The sequence below is a fragment of the Kangiella marina genome (assembly GCF_039541235.1).
In the GTDB taxonomy this organism is placed as follows: Bacteria; Pseudomonadota; Gammaproteobacteria; order Enterobacterales; family Kangiellaceae; genus Kangiella; species Kangiella marina.
This window is the reverse complement of the sequence record NZ_BAABFV010000001.1, coordinates 1577086-1594432: the sequence shown is the minus strand read 5'-3', so window position 1 is coordinate 1594432 and position 17347 is coordinate 1577086. Positions and strand designations below refer to the sequence as shown.

Annotated in this window: 12 protein-coding genes; 5 read left to right on the top strand and 7 right to left on the bottom strand. The window is 45.1% G+C overall.

All coding sequences use genetic code 11. The features are described from left to right. Positions 1–83: 83 nt before the first annotated feature. The gene (gene coq7, locus ABD943_RS07235; RefSeq protein WP_345292514.1) at positions 84–722 is read left to right on the top strand and encodes a 2-polyprenyl-3-methyl-6-methoxy-1,4-benzoquinone monooxygenase; all 639 of its coding nucleotides are present in this window, start codon (positions 84–86) and stop codon (positions 720–722) included. A 63-nt stretch (positions 723–785) separates the two neighbouring features. On the opposite strand, the gene ABD943_RS07230 is transcribed toward coq7, so the two are convergent. Continuing rightward, positions 786–1652, bottom strand: a complete 867-nt coding sequence (locus tag ABD943_RS07230; RefSeq protein ID WP_345292513.1) for an ion transporter — start codon at positions 1650–1652, stop codon at positions 786–788. Between the two features lie 242 nt (positions 1653–1894). Between ABD943_RS07230 and metK the strand changes: the two genes are divergently transcribed. Then, positions 1895–3055, top strand: a complete 1161-nt coding sequence (metK, locus tag ABD943_RS07225) for a methionine adenosyltransferase (protein WP_345292512.1) — start codon at positions 1895–1897, stop codon at positions 3053–3055. A 41-nt stretch (positions 3056–3096) separates the two neighbouring features. Beyond that, a complete protein-coding gene (gene ahcY / locus ABD943_RS07220) occupies positions 3097–4494 on the top strand; it encodes an adenosylhomocysteinase (RefSeq protein ID WP_345292511.1) in 1398 nt (465 codons plus the stop codon). A gap of 42 nt (positions 4495–4536) precedes the next feature. On the opposite strand, the gene ABD943_RS07215 is transcribed toward ahcY, so the two are convergent. From ABD943_RS07215 to ABD943_RS07205, 3 genes are all read right to left on the bottom strand, one after another. Beyond that, positions 4537–4716, bottom strand: a complete 180-nt coding sequence (locus ABD943_RS07215) for a hypothetical protein (RefSeq protein ID WP_345292510.1) — start codon at positions 4714–4716, stop codon at positions 4537–4539. 3 nt (positions 4717–4719) lie between these two features. Continuing rightward, positions 4720–5313 carry a DUF6338 family protein gene (locus ABD943_RS07210; protein WP_345292509.1) on the bottom strand — a complete coding sequence of 198 codons (594 nt, stop codon included), beginning with the start codon at positions 5311–5313 and terminating at the stop codon, positions 4720–4722. A 541-nt stretch (positions 5314–5854) separates the two neighbouring features. Next, positions 5855–7099, bottom strand: coding sequence for a serine hydrolase domain-containing protein (locus tag ABD943_RS07205; protein ID WP_345292508.1), 1245 nt, complete (start codon positions 7097–7099; stop codon positions 5855–5857). Between the two features lie 240 nt (positions 7100–7339). On the opposite strand from ABD943_RS07205, the gene ABD943_RS07200 reads away from it, so the two are divergent. Both ABD943_RS07200 and ABD943_RS07195 read left to right on the top strand, forming a co-directional pair. After that, positions 7340–8689, top strand: a complete 1350-nt coding sequence (locus tag ABD943_RS07200; RefSeq protein ID WP_345292507.1) for an adenosylmethionine--8-amino-7-oxononanoate transaminase — start codon at positions 7340–7342, stop codon at positions 8687–8689. Between the two features lie 4 nt (positions 8690–8693). Then, positions 8694–9440 (top strand): 16S rRNA (uracil(1498)-N(3))-methyltransferase, encoded by a 747-nt coding sequence (locus tag ABD943_RS07195; RefSeq protein WP_345292506.1) that lies wholly within the window; start codon positions 8694–8696, stop codon positions 9438–9440. A gap of 92 nt (positions 9441–9532) precedes the next feature. Here the strand turns inward: ABD943_RS07195 and ABD943_RS07190 are convergent, their stop codons facing one another. From ABD943_RS07190 to ABD943_RS07180, 3 genes are read right to left on the bottom strand one after another with little or no spacing between them, the layout of a single operon-like run. Then, positions 9533–10000, bottom strand: a complete 468-nt coding sequence (locus ABD943_RS07190; protein WP_345292505.1) for a chemotaxis protein CheW — start codon at positions 9998–10000, stop codon at positions 9533–9535. 8 nt (positions 10001–10008) lie between these two features. After that, positions 10009–10602, bottom strand: a complete 594-nt coding sequence (locus tag ABD943_RS07185; RefSeq protein ID WP_345292504.1) for a chemotaxis protein CheB — start codon at positions 10600–10602, stop codon at positions 10009–10011. Between the two features lie 13 nt (positions 10603–10615). Then, on the bottom strand, positions 10616–17344 hold the full coding sequence (locus ABD943_RS07180; protein ID WP_345292503.1) for an Hpt domain-containing protein: 6729 nt from the start codon (positions 17342–17344) through the stop codon (positions 10616–10618). Positions 17345–17347: the final 3 nt, after the last annotated feature.

Sequence of the window (17347 nt, the reverse complement as noted above, 5' to 3'; positions counted from 1 at the left end):
AATCTTAATCTAGCTCCAAAATTTCTCTTTATTATCGATTAACGCTAAAATATCCTTATTACTCATTATCAATGACATTTCTTATGCGTCAGTACAGCTTTTTCGATCGCCTATGTATGGTAGCCGATTCAGCGTTAAAAACAACTCAGGGGATTTACGATGCGGCTCCGCGTCAAAGCCCTGCTAACGATATTGCTGAACAAGAAATGACGGCTGATGAGCAAAAGCATGCGGCCAATCTGATGCGGATCAATCATACTGGGGAAGTGTGCGCCCAAGCACTCTATCAGGGCCAAGCGCTAACAGCGAAACTGCCTGAAATTCGCCAAGAAATGGAGCTTGCCGCGCAAGAAGAAGTGGATCATCTCGCTTGGTGTAGCGAACGCCTAACCCAACTCAACAGCCACGAAAGTTACCTTAACCCATTGTGGTATGTCGGCTCTTTTTCTATCGGCGCTGTCGCAGGACTGGTGGGTGATAAGTGGAGCTTAGGCTTCGTCGCTGAGACCGAAAACCAAGTCTGCAAACACCTCGAAAGCCACCTCGACAAACTCCCCAAGAAAGACTACAAAAGTAAAGCCATTCTATCCCAGATGCACACTGAAGAACTCAAACATGCCACTACCGCGATTGAGAATGGCGCGGCTGAACTACCTAAACCCGTCAAGTTTGGCATGAAAACCATGTCCAAAGTCATGACCAGCACGGTGTATTATATTTAATAACGTGACCTTTCCATGTAACCGCTTAAACCTTTGAAGTTTGCTAAGCGGACGTGAAAAGCTCTACAACTCTGCGCCACACTTCTTGCAGTGTACCGCGTCGGCATCATGGCCTTCGTAGGAGCAGGAAGGGCAGGCGTTGTTGGTGATTTCTTTTTCTTTATGTTCTTTTATCGCTTGGCGGGTGATTTCTGCGCTGTAGATGCCCGTCGGCACAGCAATTAAGCCATAACCCATAATCATGATGCAGGATGCTAGGAACTGTCCGAGCGGTGACTGGGGGGAAATATCACCATAACCCACAGTAGTTAAGGTGACGATTGCCCAGTAGATAGACGTCGGGATACTGGTGAAACCATTTTCGGCTCCCTCAATGACATAAATCAGTGACCCGAATATCACTACAAGAAGCACGACGGTATATAAAAAGACGCTAATTTTGGCGTGGCTGTTGCGTAGCGCTTTCATCATCATACTGGCTTCACCGATATAGCTGGCGAGTTTGAAAATCCGGAATACGCGCAGCACACGCAAAATACGAATGACCAAGAAGTATTTAGCATCAACTAAGAACAGCGCTAAGTAAGTCGGCAACACGGACAACAGATCGACGATACCATAAAAGCTTCGGGCATAGAGCATCGGCTTACGCACACAAATTAGGCGTAGGATATATTCAATGGTAAAGAGCACGGTAAAGGTCCACTCGGCTATCCACAGCGGCAATCGATACTCCGCTGAGATACTGGCGACGCTATCCAGCATCACGGCAATCACGCTGGCGAAAATACTGATGATCAAAAACACATCAAACGCTTTGCCCCAACCCGTATCAGCCTCAAAAATCACCTCATGGATTTTTTCGCGCCACGGCGCCAGCGGTTCGCCTTCGTCAAAGTTGTGCTTTTTGTGTATGGTCGGTTGGCCCATAAGTGACTTTCGCCTGTTCATTAGTAGGAATAAATAAGTTACTGCAATCATAAACGGATACTTGCAATATTCAAACTTTGCCCTAATTATTTATATTCATGTGTTTTTCACAGCAAAAGATGTAAAAATAGATGTTTTAGACGTCCAAAGCATGTAAAATTCGATTACTTTTTGACCGTCATGCGTTACTTGACGGCCTTTTTGTAAGTGTATCCCACACAAATTAAGGTATTAGTTACACAATGAGCAATTATTCCGTCTTTACTTCTGAGTCTGTTTCAGAAGGCCATCCAGATAAAATCGCTGACCAAATTTCCGATGCCGTGCTTGATGCCATCCTAGAGCAAGATACCAATGCTCGTGTTGCTGTCGAAACCATGGTTAAAACCGGCATGGTGATTGTCGCCGGAGAAGTCGCGACCACAGCTTGGGTTGATATCGAAGGTATTGCCCGTAAAACCATCGAAGATATCGGTTACACCGGTTCCGATATGGGCTTCGACTTTAGTTCGTGCGCGGTACTAAACGCCATTGGTAAACAAAGCCCAGACATCGCACAAGGCGTTGATCGTGACGATCCTGACGCACAAGGCGCGGGCGACCAAGGCTTAATGTTCGGTTACGCCAGTAATGAAACTGACGTACTGATGCCAGCCCCAATTACCTATTCACACCGCTTAGTCGAGCGCCAAGCCCAATTGCGCAAAAACGGCAGCTTAAAGTGGCTACGTCCTGATGCGAAAAGTCAGCTCACGTTCCGCTACGAGAATGACAAGCCAGTAGGCATTGATGCGGTCGTGTTATCAACACAACACACACCAGACATCTCGCAAAAAGATTTACAAGAAGCGGTAATCGAAGAAATCATCAAACCAGTATTACCTGCCGAATGGGTTACTGGCGATACTAAATACTTCGTTAACCCAACCGGTAAGTTCGAAATCGGTGGACCGATGGGCGACTGCGGCTTAACGGGCCGTAAAATTATCGTCGATACTTACGGCGGTATGGCACGTCACGGCGGCGGGGCTTTCTCAGGTAAAGATCCTTCAAAAGTAGACCGTAGTGCAGCCTACGCAGGCCGTTACGTCGCGAAAAACATTGTCGCAGCAGGTTTAGCGGAGCGTTGTGAGATTCAAGTGTCTTACGCTATTGGCGTATCAGAACCAACGTCGATCAGCGTCAATACTTTCGGCACAGGCAAAGTCAGCGAAGATAAATTGGTACAGCTGGTTCGTGAACACTTTGATTTACGTCCACGCGGCTTAATCCAAATGCTCGATTTATTGCACCCTATTTACAAAGCTACAGCCGCTTACGGTCACTTCGGTCGCACCGAAAGCACTTTCACTTGGGAGCGCACTGATAAAGCAGAAGCTCTTAAAGCGGCTGCTGGCCTATAAATTTTTATTTTAAATACACGTAACCAATTATTGGGAACAACATGACAGATTACATCATTAAAGATATTAGCCTCGCTTCTTGGGGCCACAAAGAAATTGAAATGGCGAAAAGCGAAATGCCTGGCTTGATGCAGATTCGCGAAGAGTACGAAGGCGAACAACCGCTAAAAGGCGCGCGCATTGCAGGTTCATTGCACATGACGATTCAGACCGCCATGTTAATGGAAACGCTAATCGCACTTGGCGCTGAAGTCCGTTGGGTTTCTTGTAATATCTACTCGACGCAAGATCACGCCGCAGCAGCAATGGCGGATCAAGGTATTCCAGTGTTCGCATACAAAGGCGAAACACTAGACGAATACTGGGACTACACGCACCGCATCATGAAATGGGGCGACGGCGGTTCTCCAAACATGATCCTAGACGACGGTGGCGATGCGACCATGCTTCTTATCTTAGGTAGCCGCGCTGAAAAAGACATCAGCGTATTGGACAAACCAGGTAGCGAAGAAGAAGTTGCTTTATTCAAGTCAATCAAAGCGAAACTGGCTGAAGACGACACTTTCTACTCGCGCACATTGGCTGAAATCCAAGGCGTGACCGAAGAAACGACAACAGGTGTTGCACGTCTTTACCAAATGAAGAAAAACGGTGAACTACCCTTCCCAGCGATTAACGTTAACGACTCAGTGACTAAATCTAAGTTCGATAACTTGTACGGGTGCCGTGAGTCATTAGTTGACGGTATCAAGCGTGCAACTGACGTCATGATCGCCGGTAAAGTCGCTATCGTTTGCGGTTATGGTGACGTGGGTAAAGGTTCTGCGCAATCGCTTCGTGGCCTTGGCGCAACTGTCTGGATCACAGAAATCGATCCGATCTGTGCACTACAAGCAGCGATGGAAGGTTACCGCGTGGTAGACCTAGAAGATCCAAACGTTGTTGAGCAAGCTGACATCTTCGTCACAGCGACGGGTAACTACGACATCATTCGCCATGAACACATGGAGCGCATGAAAGACCAAGCAATCGTATGTAACATTGGTCACTTCGATAACGAAATCAACATCGCTAGTTTAGAAAACTACGAATGGATCAACATTAAAGACCAAGTTGACCAAGTGGTATTCCCTGACGGTAAGCGTATTACCTTGTTAGCAAAAGGTCGTCTGGTAAACCTTGGTTGTGCCACAGGCCACCCAAGCTTCGTCATGTCGAACTCGTTTACTAACCAAGTTCTAGCGCAAATCGAACTGTGGAAAAACGGCGATAAGTACGACAACGACGTTTACATCCTACCGAAACACCTGGATGAAAAAGTTGCCAAGCTACACCTAGAACGCATCGGCGCGCGTCTAACCACGCTTTCTGACAAGCAAGCAGCTTACATCAACGTTGAAGTCGAAGGCCCTTACAAGCCTGAACACTACCGTTATTAATCACTATTTCGTGATGTAAAAAGCCGGCTTCTGCCGGCTTTTCTATTCGTCCCCGGGAGGGTTATCGCCTTGGGTTGGGTTGCTACCAGTGTCCTCAAGTGGTTGGTAGCCCCCGTCTGGAGAGCCACTCCCTTTATCATTATCTTCAAATGGCTGATAACCATTATCCTTTCTTTCTAAAGGGCTATACCCTTCATTAATATCTTTTCTACCACCTGACATATACTAACCTCTTATATTCCTAAATTCCAAAAATGAAATCTCACCTGATGTTATTAAAACACCCTCACTCCTATCCTTCTTTTTTAAGAACCCACCTTTCTCACTCAAAACCCATGATTCCTCAAGATATATCTCTTGTTCAGATGGAGAGCTCGAGGTAAAAGACTTACTCGCATACTTTCCACCCAAAACAGTTCCATTCTTTAAGGTAACTTTTACCCAATACTCTCTTCTTTGAGCAAAAACAAAATCCCATGGTTTTTCAGTAGGATGCGGAGCATTCTTTTGAAATACGTTTCTTGTTCTAATGTATTTTAGTAGTATTACCCATAAAATTGGCGCCAGAAGGAAGACAAATACATAAAATAAATAATAGCAAAATGAACTATAGTCTCTGAGCTCTTTCCCCTCAACAAGTGTAATTGGATAGAAAAGTATTGCATAATTTATTGAGCTATAAGCAATCGCATCAACGATTTGATCTGAAGCAGCTCTGACTGTACCCGGAAAAACAATTTGATATGTTTTTATACTTATAAATCCAGGGATAACAAATAATAAAAATAGTATTAATTTATCAAGTTCCCATATGTCCATTTCTTTAGAGTCTCGCTTAGCTATTTATTTACTATAACTTCTTTCATGTTTACCTTCAAATATATGATAAAGCCAGCGTAGTTCTCGAAAGAACAAGCAGACTTGCACCAATTACCCCGTAATATTTAGCCTTTTAGTGACTAAGGCATAGCAATTCAAATCTGTGACCTGCGGGAATCCCTTTAGGGAGAAGATTTGAATAGTGATATTCAGGCCAAGGATGGACTGTATTTCACGGTGCGTATAATGGCTTAGGAATTGAAAGGGAAGCCAAGCTAGCTTGGCCTAAATATTGGGGGCGACTTTCTTTGGTTCGTTTCTTTGTTCGGACGAATGACCTTGGGAATCTCTTTAGAGGGAAATGAACATAAAAATTTTTATAGTTCCTCACAAAAATATAATAAATAACAAATTTCTGGAGTGTTTACCCCTTTTTCGGAATTAATGGGGAGTTAATAGGGTCAGAGCCAGCGTATCCTCGAAAGAACAGCGTGACTTCGAGGTTAACATGCAAAGGCTCAACGCCACCTACCGTAAGAATTTACGGGCTACTAATGTTAACGTCTTGAGATTGCTCAAGGCGTAAGAATTCGGACATTCTCAGTAACAGGTTATGTCCAACCTTATCCTGCCAGTTAAAATTATTTCTCAAAACCACTACCGCTATCTCAGTTTCCGGCTCAAATCCTATGTAGCAATTAAAGCCCGAAATCATCCCATGGTAGTAATAGAAATGGCGGTCATAGTCGGGAAGATAATCAACATACCAACCCATGGTGAGGAAGTGTCGCCCATCTTCCCCCATGATTGTTCGAGACTGCTGCAATATCGTATCCAGCTTGGTTCCCGATTGTCGCAAGTGTGCTTTTAGGTACTTGATTAAATCTTCTGCCGTGGAATACACGCCCCCTGTTCCCAACATGACGGAACTGAAGATCCAGTTATCAAGCGGTGTGTTTCGTTCAATAAACCAGGGTTGGTCGCCGCTATACCCGGTGGCTAGGCGCATGGTAGCTTCGGGAGTCAGTTTTATCACAGTGTTCTGCATATCCAGTTCCTGCAATATATAAGTGTTTAACAAGGTTTCCAGATCCTGCCCTGTTTTAAGCGTTAGAAAATGCGCCAATAAGCCCACACCAATGTTTGAATAAGTCGGAGCATCATCGAGATCTGATGGCAGTTCAAACTCTTGCAGATAAGTGTAGACAGCCTCATCAGTCAGGTGTGAGTATAAGTTGTCACCAGTGAAGAAGTAATGCCAAAGAGCGGCTAGGCTCTCAAACTTGACCGGTTCGCGGGGCAAGCCTGAGGTATGGCTGGCTAATTGCCCGAACGTGATGTCTCTGATGCGCGGATCAGCAAATGTCAGTTCTGCCGGTAGCAAATCAGCAATCGTATCGTCCAGTGAAACGACGCCTTGGTCGTCCATTGCCAGTAACAGGGAGACTACCAGTGACTTTGTCGTCGAGCCAATACCAAATAACGTATCGCCTGATAGCTTCGTTTTCTTATCTTTATCTTTATGGCCATACGCAAACACGCTACTTTGTTGATTCTGATCTAATACTGCAACTACAGCCCCAATGTTTTCTTCACTATCAATAAGCGGGATTACCAAACGATCCACTTCACTTTTTAGGCTGGCACCATTGGATAATCGCACTACAGAGTCCTCGGGGTCCAAAACCTGCCGACTTGAACAGCCCGACATCATAACGGTTGTCAGTAAAAGAAATGGCATGAATAGAGCATCAACCAAGGAGCGGGATGTTTTTATTATAGTCACAAGGTTTTCTTATAAAGTATAGAGCCGAATAAAATGATCTATGCCGAGTACAGCCTGCATAGACCTACTAATAAAATCAAGCACGCATCTTACCAGCACTTTCTTAATGCCTCCAGTCGAAAGGCTGTTGGGATATCGGAATGGGCACTCCTCACTCTCTCCCTGTGATAGCCCTTTGAGACTTCCGTTTAAATACGCGATAATAGCGCCACGATTGATTCAATCACAAGATTTCTTATTATGAATAACGCAAGTCTGAAAGAGCGCGATCTGGCCGTTTTATGGCATCCCTGTAGTCAGATGAAGGACTACGAGAAATACCCGATGACGCCGATTAAGAAAGGCGACGGTGTTTACCTCGAGGATTTTGATGGTAATCGCTATATCGATGCGGTGAGTTCTTGGTGGGTGAACCTGTTCGGTCATGCTAATCCAACCATCGCCCAGGCGATGAAGGATCAGGTCGATCAGCTGGAACACGTGATTTTCTCTGGCTTTACGCATGAACCAGCAATTGAGCTAGCGGAAAACTTGGTGAAGATTACACCAGAAGGCTTAGACCGCGTATTTTATGGTGAAAATGGCTCATCAGCGGTCGAAATCGCGCTCAAGATGAGTATCCATTATTGGCAGCTAAAAGATAAACCCGAAAAGACTCAGTTCGTCACGCTGGAAAACGGCTATCACGGCGAAACTACCGGTGCGCTGGCAGTTTCCGACGTGGGACTTTATAAAGAGCCCTATAAAACCATGATGTTTGACGTCATGACAGTACCATCACCTGACTGCTATTACCGCGAAGAAGGCGAAAGCTGGGAAGAGTATTCATTGCGTCAATTTGTTCATATGCGCAAATTGATCGAAGAAAAGCACGAAACCGTTGCTGCGGTTATTCTTGAGCCGTTAGTGCAGTGTGCTACCGGCATGCGTATGTACCATCCAGTGTATTTAACCGAGCTGCGAAAGCTGTGCGATGAATACGGCGTACATTTAATCGCTGATGAAATCGCGGTGGGATTTGGTCGTACAGGGACTCTGTTCGCTTGCGAACAGGCCAATATTACCCCCGACTTTATGTGCATGTCGAAAGGGTTAACAGCGGGCTTTCTACCACTCTCAGTAATGATGACGCGTGAAGAGATTTTCGAGGCTTTTTATGATGACTATGAAACTCTAAAAGCTTTCCTTCACTCACATAGCTATACCGGTTATGCCACGGGTTGCGCTGTCGCTAATGCGACGCTGAAAATCTTCCGCGAGCAACCAATCATCGAGAACAATCGAGAATTGGCTAAACATATGGCGCAAGCAACCGCTCACTTCGCTGATCACCCCAACGTTGCCGAAGTGCGTCAGACTGGCATGATTTTAGCCGCCGAAATGGTTCAGGATAAAAAGACACGCCAAGGTTACGATTGGAAAGAACGTCGCGGCATGCGGGTCTATGAGTATGCGCTGTCGCGCGGTGCCTTGCTGCGTCCGCTGGGCAATGTGGTGTATTTCATGCCACCTTATGTAATTACGCCTGAGGAGATTGATAAGTTGGCTGATATTGCCTGGAAAGGCATTCAAATTGCTGTGAAGGACTAACACGGTGCGTATTTCACGGATTTACACTGAGCAGCCAACTTTATCCGTTGGCCAAGCCCTCAAGCTAGACAAAGAGGCGAGCAATCACCTCAGTCGCGTCCTAAGACTTAACATGGGGCACCAAGTCATTGTCTTTAATGGCGATGGCTTTGACTACCTTGCCGACATTATTGAGGTGGAGCGCAATCAAGTTACGGTTCATCTTAAGGATCAAACAGCTAAAAATTTAGAATCCCCGCTTCATATTCACCTTTTGCAAGGCGTCTCTCGCGGAGACAAAATGGATTTAACCCTGCAAAAAGGAGTAGAGCTTGGGATTAAAGAGTTTACCCCAATCCTTACCGAGCGCTGCGGCGTAAAGCTCGATGAAAAGCGCTGGCAAAAGAAGATGCAGCATTGGCAAAGGGTCATTCAAAGCGCTTGTGAACAGTGTGGACGAGCTTCTATTCCAACACTCAACCCTGTATTGACGCTGGCAGAAGCATTGGAGCATGCTGGGCAACAAACTTTCTTTTTGCACCCAGATGCTAAACAAACCTTTAAGGATTATCAGCTTAAGTCTGAACTCGACACAGGGCAGCCTTTATCGCTGTGGATTGGCCCCGAAGGGGGATTTAGCGACCTCGAAATTGAGCAGGTTGAAAGTCGTGGGATAGTGCCCATCCACCTTGGGCCTAGAGTCTTACGAACAGAGACCGCATCACTGGCCGCAGTGTCAGCGATTAATGCTTTATGGGGCGACTTTGCTTAACCTTGCAATCCCCTATTCGCTGATTCTATAAATACTTTATCGTTCCCAATAAAAAAGCAGCTAGAAGCTGCTTTTTTACGACATAACATTAATTAAGCGGACTCGAGTCTCGACTCAATAAAATCCAAATCTGGTATCAGTGCTTTTTTTCCATTGACGTTGACCCAAGCTTTAACGCCATCTTCTGCGCCTTGAATCTCATCACTGATAAACTCAGCATTATCGTCATCGATTGGAATCAAGCGAGGAATACCGCGTACCATCAATGCCACAAAAGGAATCTCTTCATTGCCATTTAAAGTGTAGCAAATAGCAATACGTGAACGCTTAACGTCACCGAGATCTTGCGTGCCCTGAAGTCTTTCCAGCGCAATAACGGGAATCGTTTGATTTCTCCACACTACGCTTCCCACTCTCCAGTTTTTGCTTGTTTCGATGTCATCATCAAGCGATACGTTCATGAACGGAACAATTTCCGCAATCACGGTGTTTGGTAGTAGCAAGCTATCTTCTAGCATTGGTACTAAAAAACTGTATACATCTTTTGCTTTCTCAGTCATGCAATCTCTCACGCATATTGATCAAGTGAATCGTGACTCTCTAAATAGTCACACAATTGTCTCGCTAAACCTTCCGGGCTATCTTTATAGATAACTTTTCCAGTTCGCATCATGCTTAATGGCATCGATGCTTGAACGCAGGACTCTAATGTCTGGCACCAAATTTCAACATCATTCTCGTCAAGTATGTCAGCACTAGCGGCACCATCTTCATCCATACCACTAAATACAATCGCCAACTTTTCGGTATTAACCAAATCCAGCGACGACTCAAACATTTGATTAATGTTTGGTGCGTATGGCGCATCCCAAGGTTGTCCCGTTAAATAAATCCGCCCCTCGGGGTTAAAACTAATTTTTTGGTCGATGGGCGCTATGTATAACTTGCCTGGAAGTATTGCTTTATTTCCATCAACGATCTCAGCGCTATATTGCGGGTGGTCGTTGAGCATCAACTCTAAGCTGGGTAAAAATTCTTGAGTGATGTGGTTACCCAGTACAAAGCAAACCGGTAGCGGTTTATCGGGCAGTGCGTCTATAAATGCCTTTACCGCCGCAGGACCACCTGTCGATCCTGCTAACAATACTAATACTGTATTCATCGGCTTCCTTTACCTAAAAGTCCAGCTCCAACATCTCCTCAATCGTTGAGAGCAACTTATCTTCATTATACGGCTTACCTAGGTACTCATTGACCCCAATTTCTTCTGCTCGTTCACGGTGCTTTTCACCAGTACGCGAGGTAATCATGATAATTGGAATATGCTTCAATCGCTCATCATGTCGGATAATGGTTGCCAACTCAAAACCATCCATTCGCGGCATCTCAATATCCAGCAACATCACATCGGGCACATCATCGTGCAGTTGCGTAATGGCATCTACACCGTCTTTTGCAGTCATCACTTGATACTGATGACGCTGTAATAGCCTAGCCGTTACCTTACGAACCGTAATGGAGTCATCCACAACCATAACTGTTGGAATACGATCTTCGTGGATAATATCTTCGACCAGACCAGCTTCGTGGGCAAAATCCCACTCATGGAAACGGTCAACCAGAGTTTGCATATCCAGAATCAATACCACCGTACCGTCACCAGTAATCGATGCACCAGCAATACCCGGTACAGTCGAAATCTGACGACCAACGTTTTTAACGATAATCTCACGTGAGCCCAATAATTCATCGACATGGACCGCGATTGGCTTACCTTCACCATGAATAATCAATACCGGGACATAACTATCCACTGGCGGCACAATTTCTGAGTTACGCTCTAGAATTTGACCCAAGTAACGTAATTCAAACTCTTCACCCAGGTGTTCAAAGGTATCTTTTTTGCTTTGATAGATATCCAGCAAATCAGACGACTTAACTCGCGCAACCGTTGTAATGTTAGACAATGGAATGGCATAAGGCTCGCCTTTCACTTTGACCATCAGCGCTTGGTTTGAAGATAACGTGAACGGTAAACGTACCGTCATGGTCGTGCCTTTGCCATCTTCTGAGTTGACGTTTAATGAACCACCAAGCTGCAGAATTTCACTATGCACAACGTCCATACCAACACCACGGCCTGAAATCTGTGTCACTTTATCCGCCGTCGAGAAACCTGGTTGGAGAATTAAGCGGTATAACTCACGGTCTGAAGGCTGGTACGACTCATCAATCATACCCTGTGCAACAGCACGTGCTTTTACTCGGTCTTTACGAATACCTGCACCGTCATCTGCAATTTCAATATACACTTCATTACCACGACGGCTCAGATTCAACTTAACCTGACCTTTTTCTGGCTTATCGGCACGCTTACGGTCTTCCTTACTTTCAATACCATGGTCAATCGCATTACGTAGCATGTGATCCAGTGGCGCCACCATGCGCTCAATAACCGTACGGTCCATCTCACCTTCTGAAGTCAGAATTAAATCAACGTCTTTGTTTAGCTCACTACAAATTTGGCGAACCATTCGACGCAAACGACTCTCGATACTGTTGAATGGTACCATTCGAGTACGAATCAATCGGTCTTGCAATTCGGTGTTAACACGGCCCTGAGCTAGTAGGGTTGCTTCAGCATCACCCACTTTAGTCTCTAATGTTTCTTGAATCGACATCAAGTCACTCGCCGCCTCAAGCAAGCTTCGCGTTAACTCTTGCTGACGAGTATATCGGTCCATTTCTAATGGGTCGAACTCATCAAAGTCACCTGAAATCTCACGACGATAAAGAACTTGTGCTTCCGTCTCAATTTCCAAGTTACGCAGCTGGTCACGCAGACGATCGACCGTTGACGACATCTCACCAAGGTTGAAGTTAAGATCCGCAACCTGCTGTTCTAGCCTTGAGCGGAAAATCGAACTCTCGCCCGATAAGTTCACTAAGTTATCCAGAATTTCTGAACGGACACGGATAACATCGCGACTTGCAGCGTCTTTAGCGGCTTCTTCTTTCGCTTTTTGACGATCAACAAGTGATACAACCTTAACTTCTGCTTGCTCATCTGACTCAGCAAGGTCACGCTTATCGAGCTGATAAAGCTGTGCTTTGATAGCGTCTTTATCATTCTCGACACGACGCTCGAAGTCGTGTGACGCCGCAGGCATTTTTCCTTCTTTAACCGTGCCAACCATTTCGATCAGTTGGTCATGACCCGCTTTTAATAGCTCAACCCAACGCGCCTGGCCTGCGCGAGTATCTCTTTGCAATAATTTGACAGCATCTTCAATAGCCGCAGCAACATTTGCAATAGGTCTAATGAGTGCTAACTTAGCGCCACCCTTCAACGTGTGCAGATTTCTGTGAGCCGTTTTAAGAGGCTCTGGCTTCGCGAAATCATTTGACCACTCGTTGAGTGCATCAAGGTAACCGCCCAACAACTCTTCGGCTTCACCAAGGAATAAATCAACCAGCTCTTGCTCCCACATGTCATCTTGCGGAGCTGCTGGCTTTTCTTGTTCAACCACCTCTTCTGGCTCAACAGTTTGCTCTTCGCTTACCTCTGGCTCGGTCGTTGTCTCTTCAATTTCTTCTGCCGGCTGCTCTTCTTCAACTTTCGCTGTTCCGCCAGATTTTTCAACCTCAATAAACTGCTCAATTTCTCTGAGCATGGCTTGAGGTGACGGAATACTTTCTGGAGTATTTCTCGCAGTAAAAATTTCTATCAGTTTGTCTTCGGCTTTGGTCGCTAGCTGTATCGCTTGTGGTGAAGCATTAATGCGCTTCTCCATAATCGCGGTATACAAATCTTCTAAGCCATGGGCAAGATCTCCAATTGGAGCGAACCCAGCCATGCGAGCACTACCTTTCAAGGTGTGCAGGTTACGCTGTAACTCGCCAATCGGCGTAATATCGGATGGCGCATTTTTCCATTGCTCAAGCAACTGGGTATCGCTATCGAATAACTCTTCAGCTTCTTCAGTAAAGATTTCAAGGAGCTCATCATCCATTTCGATGTCTAAGCTGACAGTTTCACTTTCTTGTTTAACCGCTGGCTTCTCTTCCACTTCAGCATCGTCGTCACTCTGTTCAACCGGAGCGTCTTCTTCAACAGCTGGCGCTTCTTCCGCGACAAGTGGCTCTTCAGAATCAGTGTCTTCGGTTTCTGACTCTGATAATTCATCGTCAGTAACAGCAGTTTCTTCTGGCACAGAGTCCTCAGAATCCACCGTATCTTTCTCGTCTTCAGGCTCAGAAGCAACTGGTTCTCCAGAGGCTTTCTCTTCTTCACCCAGCTCGAAGTCTTCCGTTAACAACTCATCTAATGACTCTTCATCGAGGTCATCATTTAAGCTGTCATCCGCTTCGTCTGATGTTTCTGCTGAAGCTTCTTCTACAGGTTCCGCCCCTGATTCAACATCACCGGCTTCTGAATCATGAGCACCTTCGATACCTTCAAGGTCAAGATCCCACTCAAGCTCTTCTTCGCTTTCCGATGTTTCATTAGCTTCAGTCGTATGCGAGTCTTCTTGTGTTGCTTCTTCAGCGTCTGTATCTTCCGTCTCGGTAGACTCATCATCACTGTCGAAGTCTACAAGCTCAAGGCCGCCCACATCGACAGACGTTTCTTTTTCCGAGTCGTCTGCTTTGTCCGCTGCAACATCCTCAACGGCTGACTCTTCTGATGACTGCTCCCCGTCATCGCTATCCGTACTTAAATCGTCAAGCTCAAGTCCCTCAAAACTCAAATCTGAAGTACTTTCAGCTTCTTCCGGCGTCCAAGTATCCAGCGCCTGAATTAGATCTTTTGCAGGCGGTCTCGATAAGTTCGCCGCCAAGCAGTCAAATTGGTTTTCTAATTGCGCATAGCTTTCTGATAATAGAACACCAAGTGAGGTATCTACTTCATTTGCTGACAAGTTCCGCTGTAAAGCTCCTGTCAGGCTATTTACTAATGATTGAATTTCATCAATGTCTAATTCAAGCAAAATGCCGGATAAACGATCAACAGAAGCCAATAAGTCTCGAATAGCTTCTTTACGTTCGTCTTTAGGCGTTTCATGCAGGTTAGTCGTATCAATATCGGCTAAAACATCGGCTGCAATGTTAAACACATCTTTTAACAGCTCAGGATCGCGCCCTTCATCTTGACCGCCTTCAGTACCATCAAATCGAGATTTTGCCTTTTCTAACTGTTCTAACAACGCAGTCTCGTGTGCTTCAATCACGCTCTCATCATTTGGTGCGTCAATGATATGCTGCAGCAAATCCTTCATGTGGGCAATTAAAGCCATGTCATCGCTTTCAGCCAACACGCCACGAGCATTTAACTCTTGGAAGTATCTTTCAACAGGTCCTATAACATTTGCTAAAGACTTCAAGTCTGCAATATGCGCCACACCTTTTAAAGTATGCAACGAACGTAAAAGGTTATCTTTGATGTTGCTCTGAGTAATACCTTGATCTAATTGCTGCGCAAAAGCACCCAAATTAGCGATGTGATCGTCCGCTTCTTGTCTAAATACTTCGAACAACTCTTGCTCTGGAGTTTGTTCATCAATACCTTGCTCTGGGCTAGTATCTTGCTCTTGGTTAACTTCTTGTCCTGCCGGCTCTTCAGTCTCCATTAACTCTTCTTCATCGACTTCAACCGGAACAGAAGTGACTAACTCGCCTTTGCTTATTTTGTCAGCGCGCTCAACTAAGTCACTTGGGAATTCCGTTTGCTTTCCTTCAGCGAAGTCTTTGACCATACCCGGTAACTTGTGAGCTACCGCGTCCACCGTTTCGAGAAGTTCTTGACTAAAGTCAATACTATTATCAATCAGACGATTAAGCATGCTTTCCACTGACCAGCTTAATTCACCCACATCGATTGCCCCAACCATTCGGCCACTGCCTTTTAGGGTATGGAAGTTACGGCGTATGGTTGTTAGTGCATCCGTATTACCCTGGTCATTTTTCCACAGAGGTAGCAGGCTATGCATTTCTTCAAGAACTTCCTCTGCTTCTTCAATAAAGATCTCTCTGACTTCATCATCAATCAAGTCATCATCGTCATCAACTTCTTGACTCGCTTCTACTGTCTCTTGTTCTGGCTCATCTTCTGAAGCATAATTGTCATCGATCAGATCATCTTCAGGCTCTTGAGTCCCAACCATTTCAATGTCTGGCATTTCAAATGATTCTTCAAGCACAGGTAAGCTATCAGCTTCAAGACTACCGTAATGTTCTTCTAATTCTTCAATACTGTGAATAGCGCGCTGCAATACAATCGGTAAACCGTGTAGTCCTGACGACATCAAGCCTTCTAAGTAATAATCAACAGAACTTAAAGCATCCGCTAGGGTTTCGACTTCACTTTCACTTAATACTACTTTTTCACTTATAAGGTATTTACTGATGAAACTGTTGGTCTTACGTACAACACCAAGTAGATTATCGAGTTGAGCAAAACTTAATGCGCCTTCAACGTCCGTTAACAAGTCAGGAACACGTTCTAATCGACGGATATTATGACTCTCATCTAAATAATCCGTGATGGCGTCTTTGACTTTGTATAAATTTCCCCGGCTTTCTTGAACCAGTTGGTAACGGGCATTAACGAGCTGTAACGAATCGGCGATATCCGAGCCACTGGTTTCTCTTGCAAGCTGGTGACTGTCCATAGACATCGCACGCTGAATATAGTCTTCTAGCTTCAATACTGTTTCAGCGATGGATACAAGCCCTTGGTGACGATCGCTTTCTGTGCCATCAACGAGGTTTAACACAGCCTTCATTTTCTTTTCGACAAGATCACGCGATTCCGTTAAACCCAGCATCGCTAGCGTGTCAGAAATTTTCTGCATGATTGGCAGCATTTCTTCCAGTGGCTCGTCATCTTGGGATTTCGTGCGAATGTATAAATCTAAAGACTCTTTGATTTCTGATAAGTCTTGGCTGATGACACTCAATGCAGCCTTAAAACTTTCAGCGCCAGGACCTTCCAACTGTTCAGTTTCTGCTTCGAAGTCTCCGAGAGACTCTAGCAATTGATTCAGCTTGAATTTGTTTTGAACGTCTTTAACCGCCTCATCATTGGTATCTAACTGAGCTACATAAAATAGCATGTTGGCGAGTAGTTTCTGTTCACCCTCAGTGTTGACATTTTGATCAATAAGTTCGCGCATACGGCGATCGAGCTGGCCAAATAAACCTTTAATCGAATTTTTTTCTTCACTAAGAAGTGGTTCAACATGCTCTAAAAATACGGTAGCAATCCACCATAAAGCTGGATAAGGAACACGCTCACCTAATCCCCATAGCTTACGAGTGATATTTTGCATGTCTGATAATTTTTCTGAAGTATCAACATCACGCATAACACCTAGCAATGACTGCTGAAACTTCATACGGAGGCTTTTGACTTCTGCTACGATGTCTCCTTCTAGCTCCGTTTTCTCAGGAGCCGCAGGGGCTTCTACACCGTCGACTTCAATATTGATTAGATCGCCAGCGCCTAACGGTTCAGCCTTACGGCAAGTTCTAATAGCATTGATGGTGGACAATAATAAAACGGGGAGATCTGCCTTGCCTTCGCTATATCGAGCAAGGTAACTACGAAGTCGCATAACAGCCGACAAAAACTCTTCATAAGCAGCTTCATTCGACTCAACATTTTCTTCGCCGATAGCTTCTGCTAAAGCCTCCATTTCTTGTGCTAACAACGAAGCTCCTGCAAACTCCAAGATCTGCATGGTACCGCTGATCTGGTGCATACAGTTTGCACAAAAATGAAGCTGGGTTTTATCAGACTCGTCATCAGCAAACGAACTAATCGCCTGTTGCGCCTGTTCCAAAGTCGTTTCGACTTCTTCTTTAACCCAGTTAAAAGCTACTTTTGTTTGATTATCTTTCATGCC

Coding starts and splice junctions, on each gene's coding strand:
- coq7 (WP_345292514.1), top strand. CDS start 84: ATGCGTCAGTACAGCTTTTTCGATCGCCTATGTATGGTAGCCGATTCA.
- ABD943_RS07230 (WP_345292513.1), bottom strand. CDS start 1,652: ATGGGCCAACCGACCATACACAAAAAGCACAACTTTGACGAAGGCGAA.
- metK (WP_345292512.1), top strand. CDS start 1,895: ATGAGCAATTATTCCGTCTTTACTTCTGAGTCTGTTTCAGAAGGCCAT.
- ahcY (WP_345292511.1), top strand. CDS start 3,097: ATGACAGATTACATCATTAAAGATATTAGCCTCGCTTCTTGGGGCCAC.
- ABD943_RS07215 (WP_345292510.1), bottom strand. CDS start 4,716: ATGTCAGGTGGTAGAAAAGATATTAATGAAGGGTATAGCCCTTTAGAA.
- ABD943_RS07210 (WP_345292509.1), bottom strand. CDS start 5,313: ATGGACATATGGGAACTTGATAAATTAATACTATTTTTATTATTTGTT.
- ABD943_RS07200 (WP_345292507.1), top strand. CDS start 7,340: ATGAATAACGCAAGTCTGAAAGAGCGCGATCTGGCCGTTTTATGGCAT.
- ABD943_RS07190 (WP_345292505.1), bottom strand. CDS start 10,000: ATGACTGAGAAAGCAAAAGATGTATACAGTTTTTTAGTACCAATGCTA.
- ABD943_RS07185 (WP_345292504.1), bottom strand. CDS start 10,602: ATGAATACAGTATTAGTATTGTTAGCAGGATCGACAGGTGGTCCTGCG.
- ABD943_RS07180 (WP_345292503.1), bottom strand. CDS start 17,344: ATGAAAGATAATCAAACAAAAGTAGCTTTTAACTGGGTTAAAGAAGAA.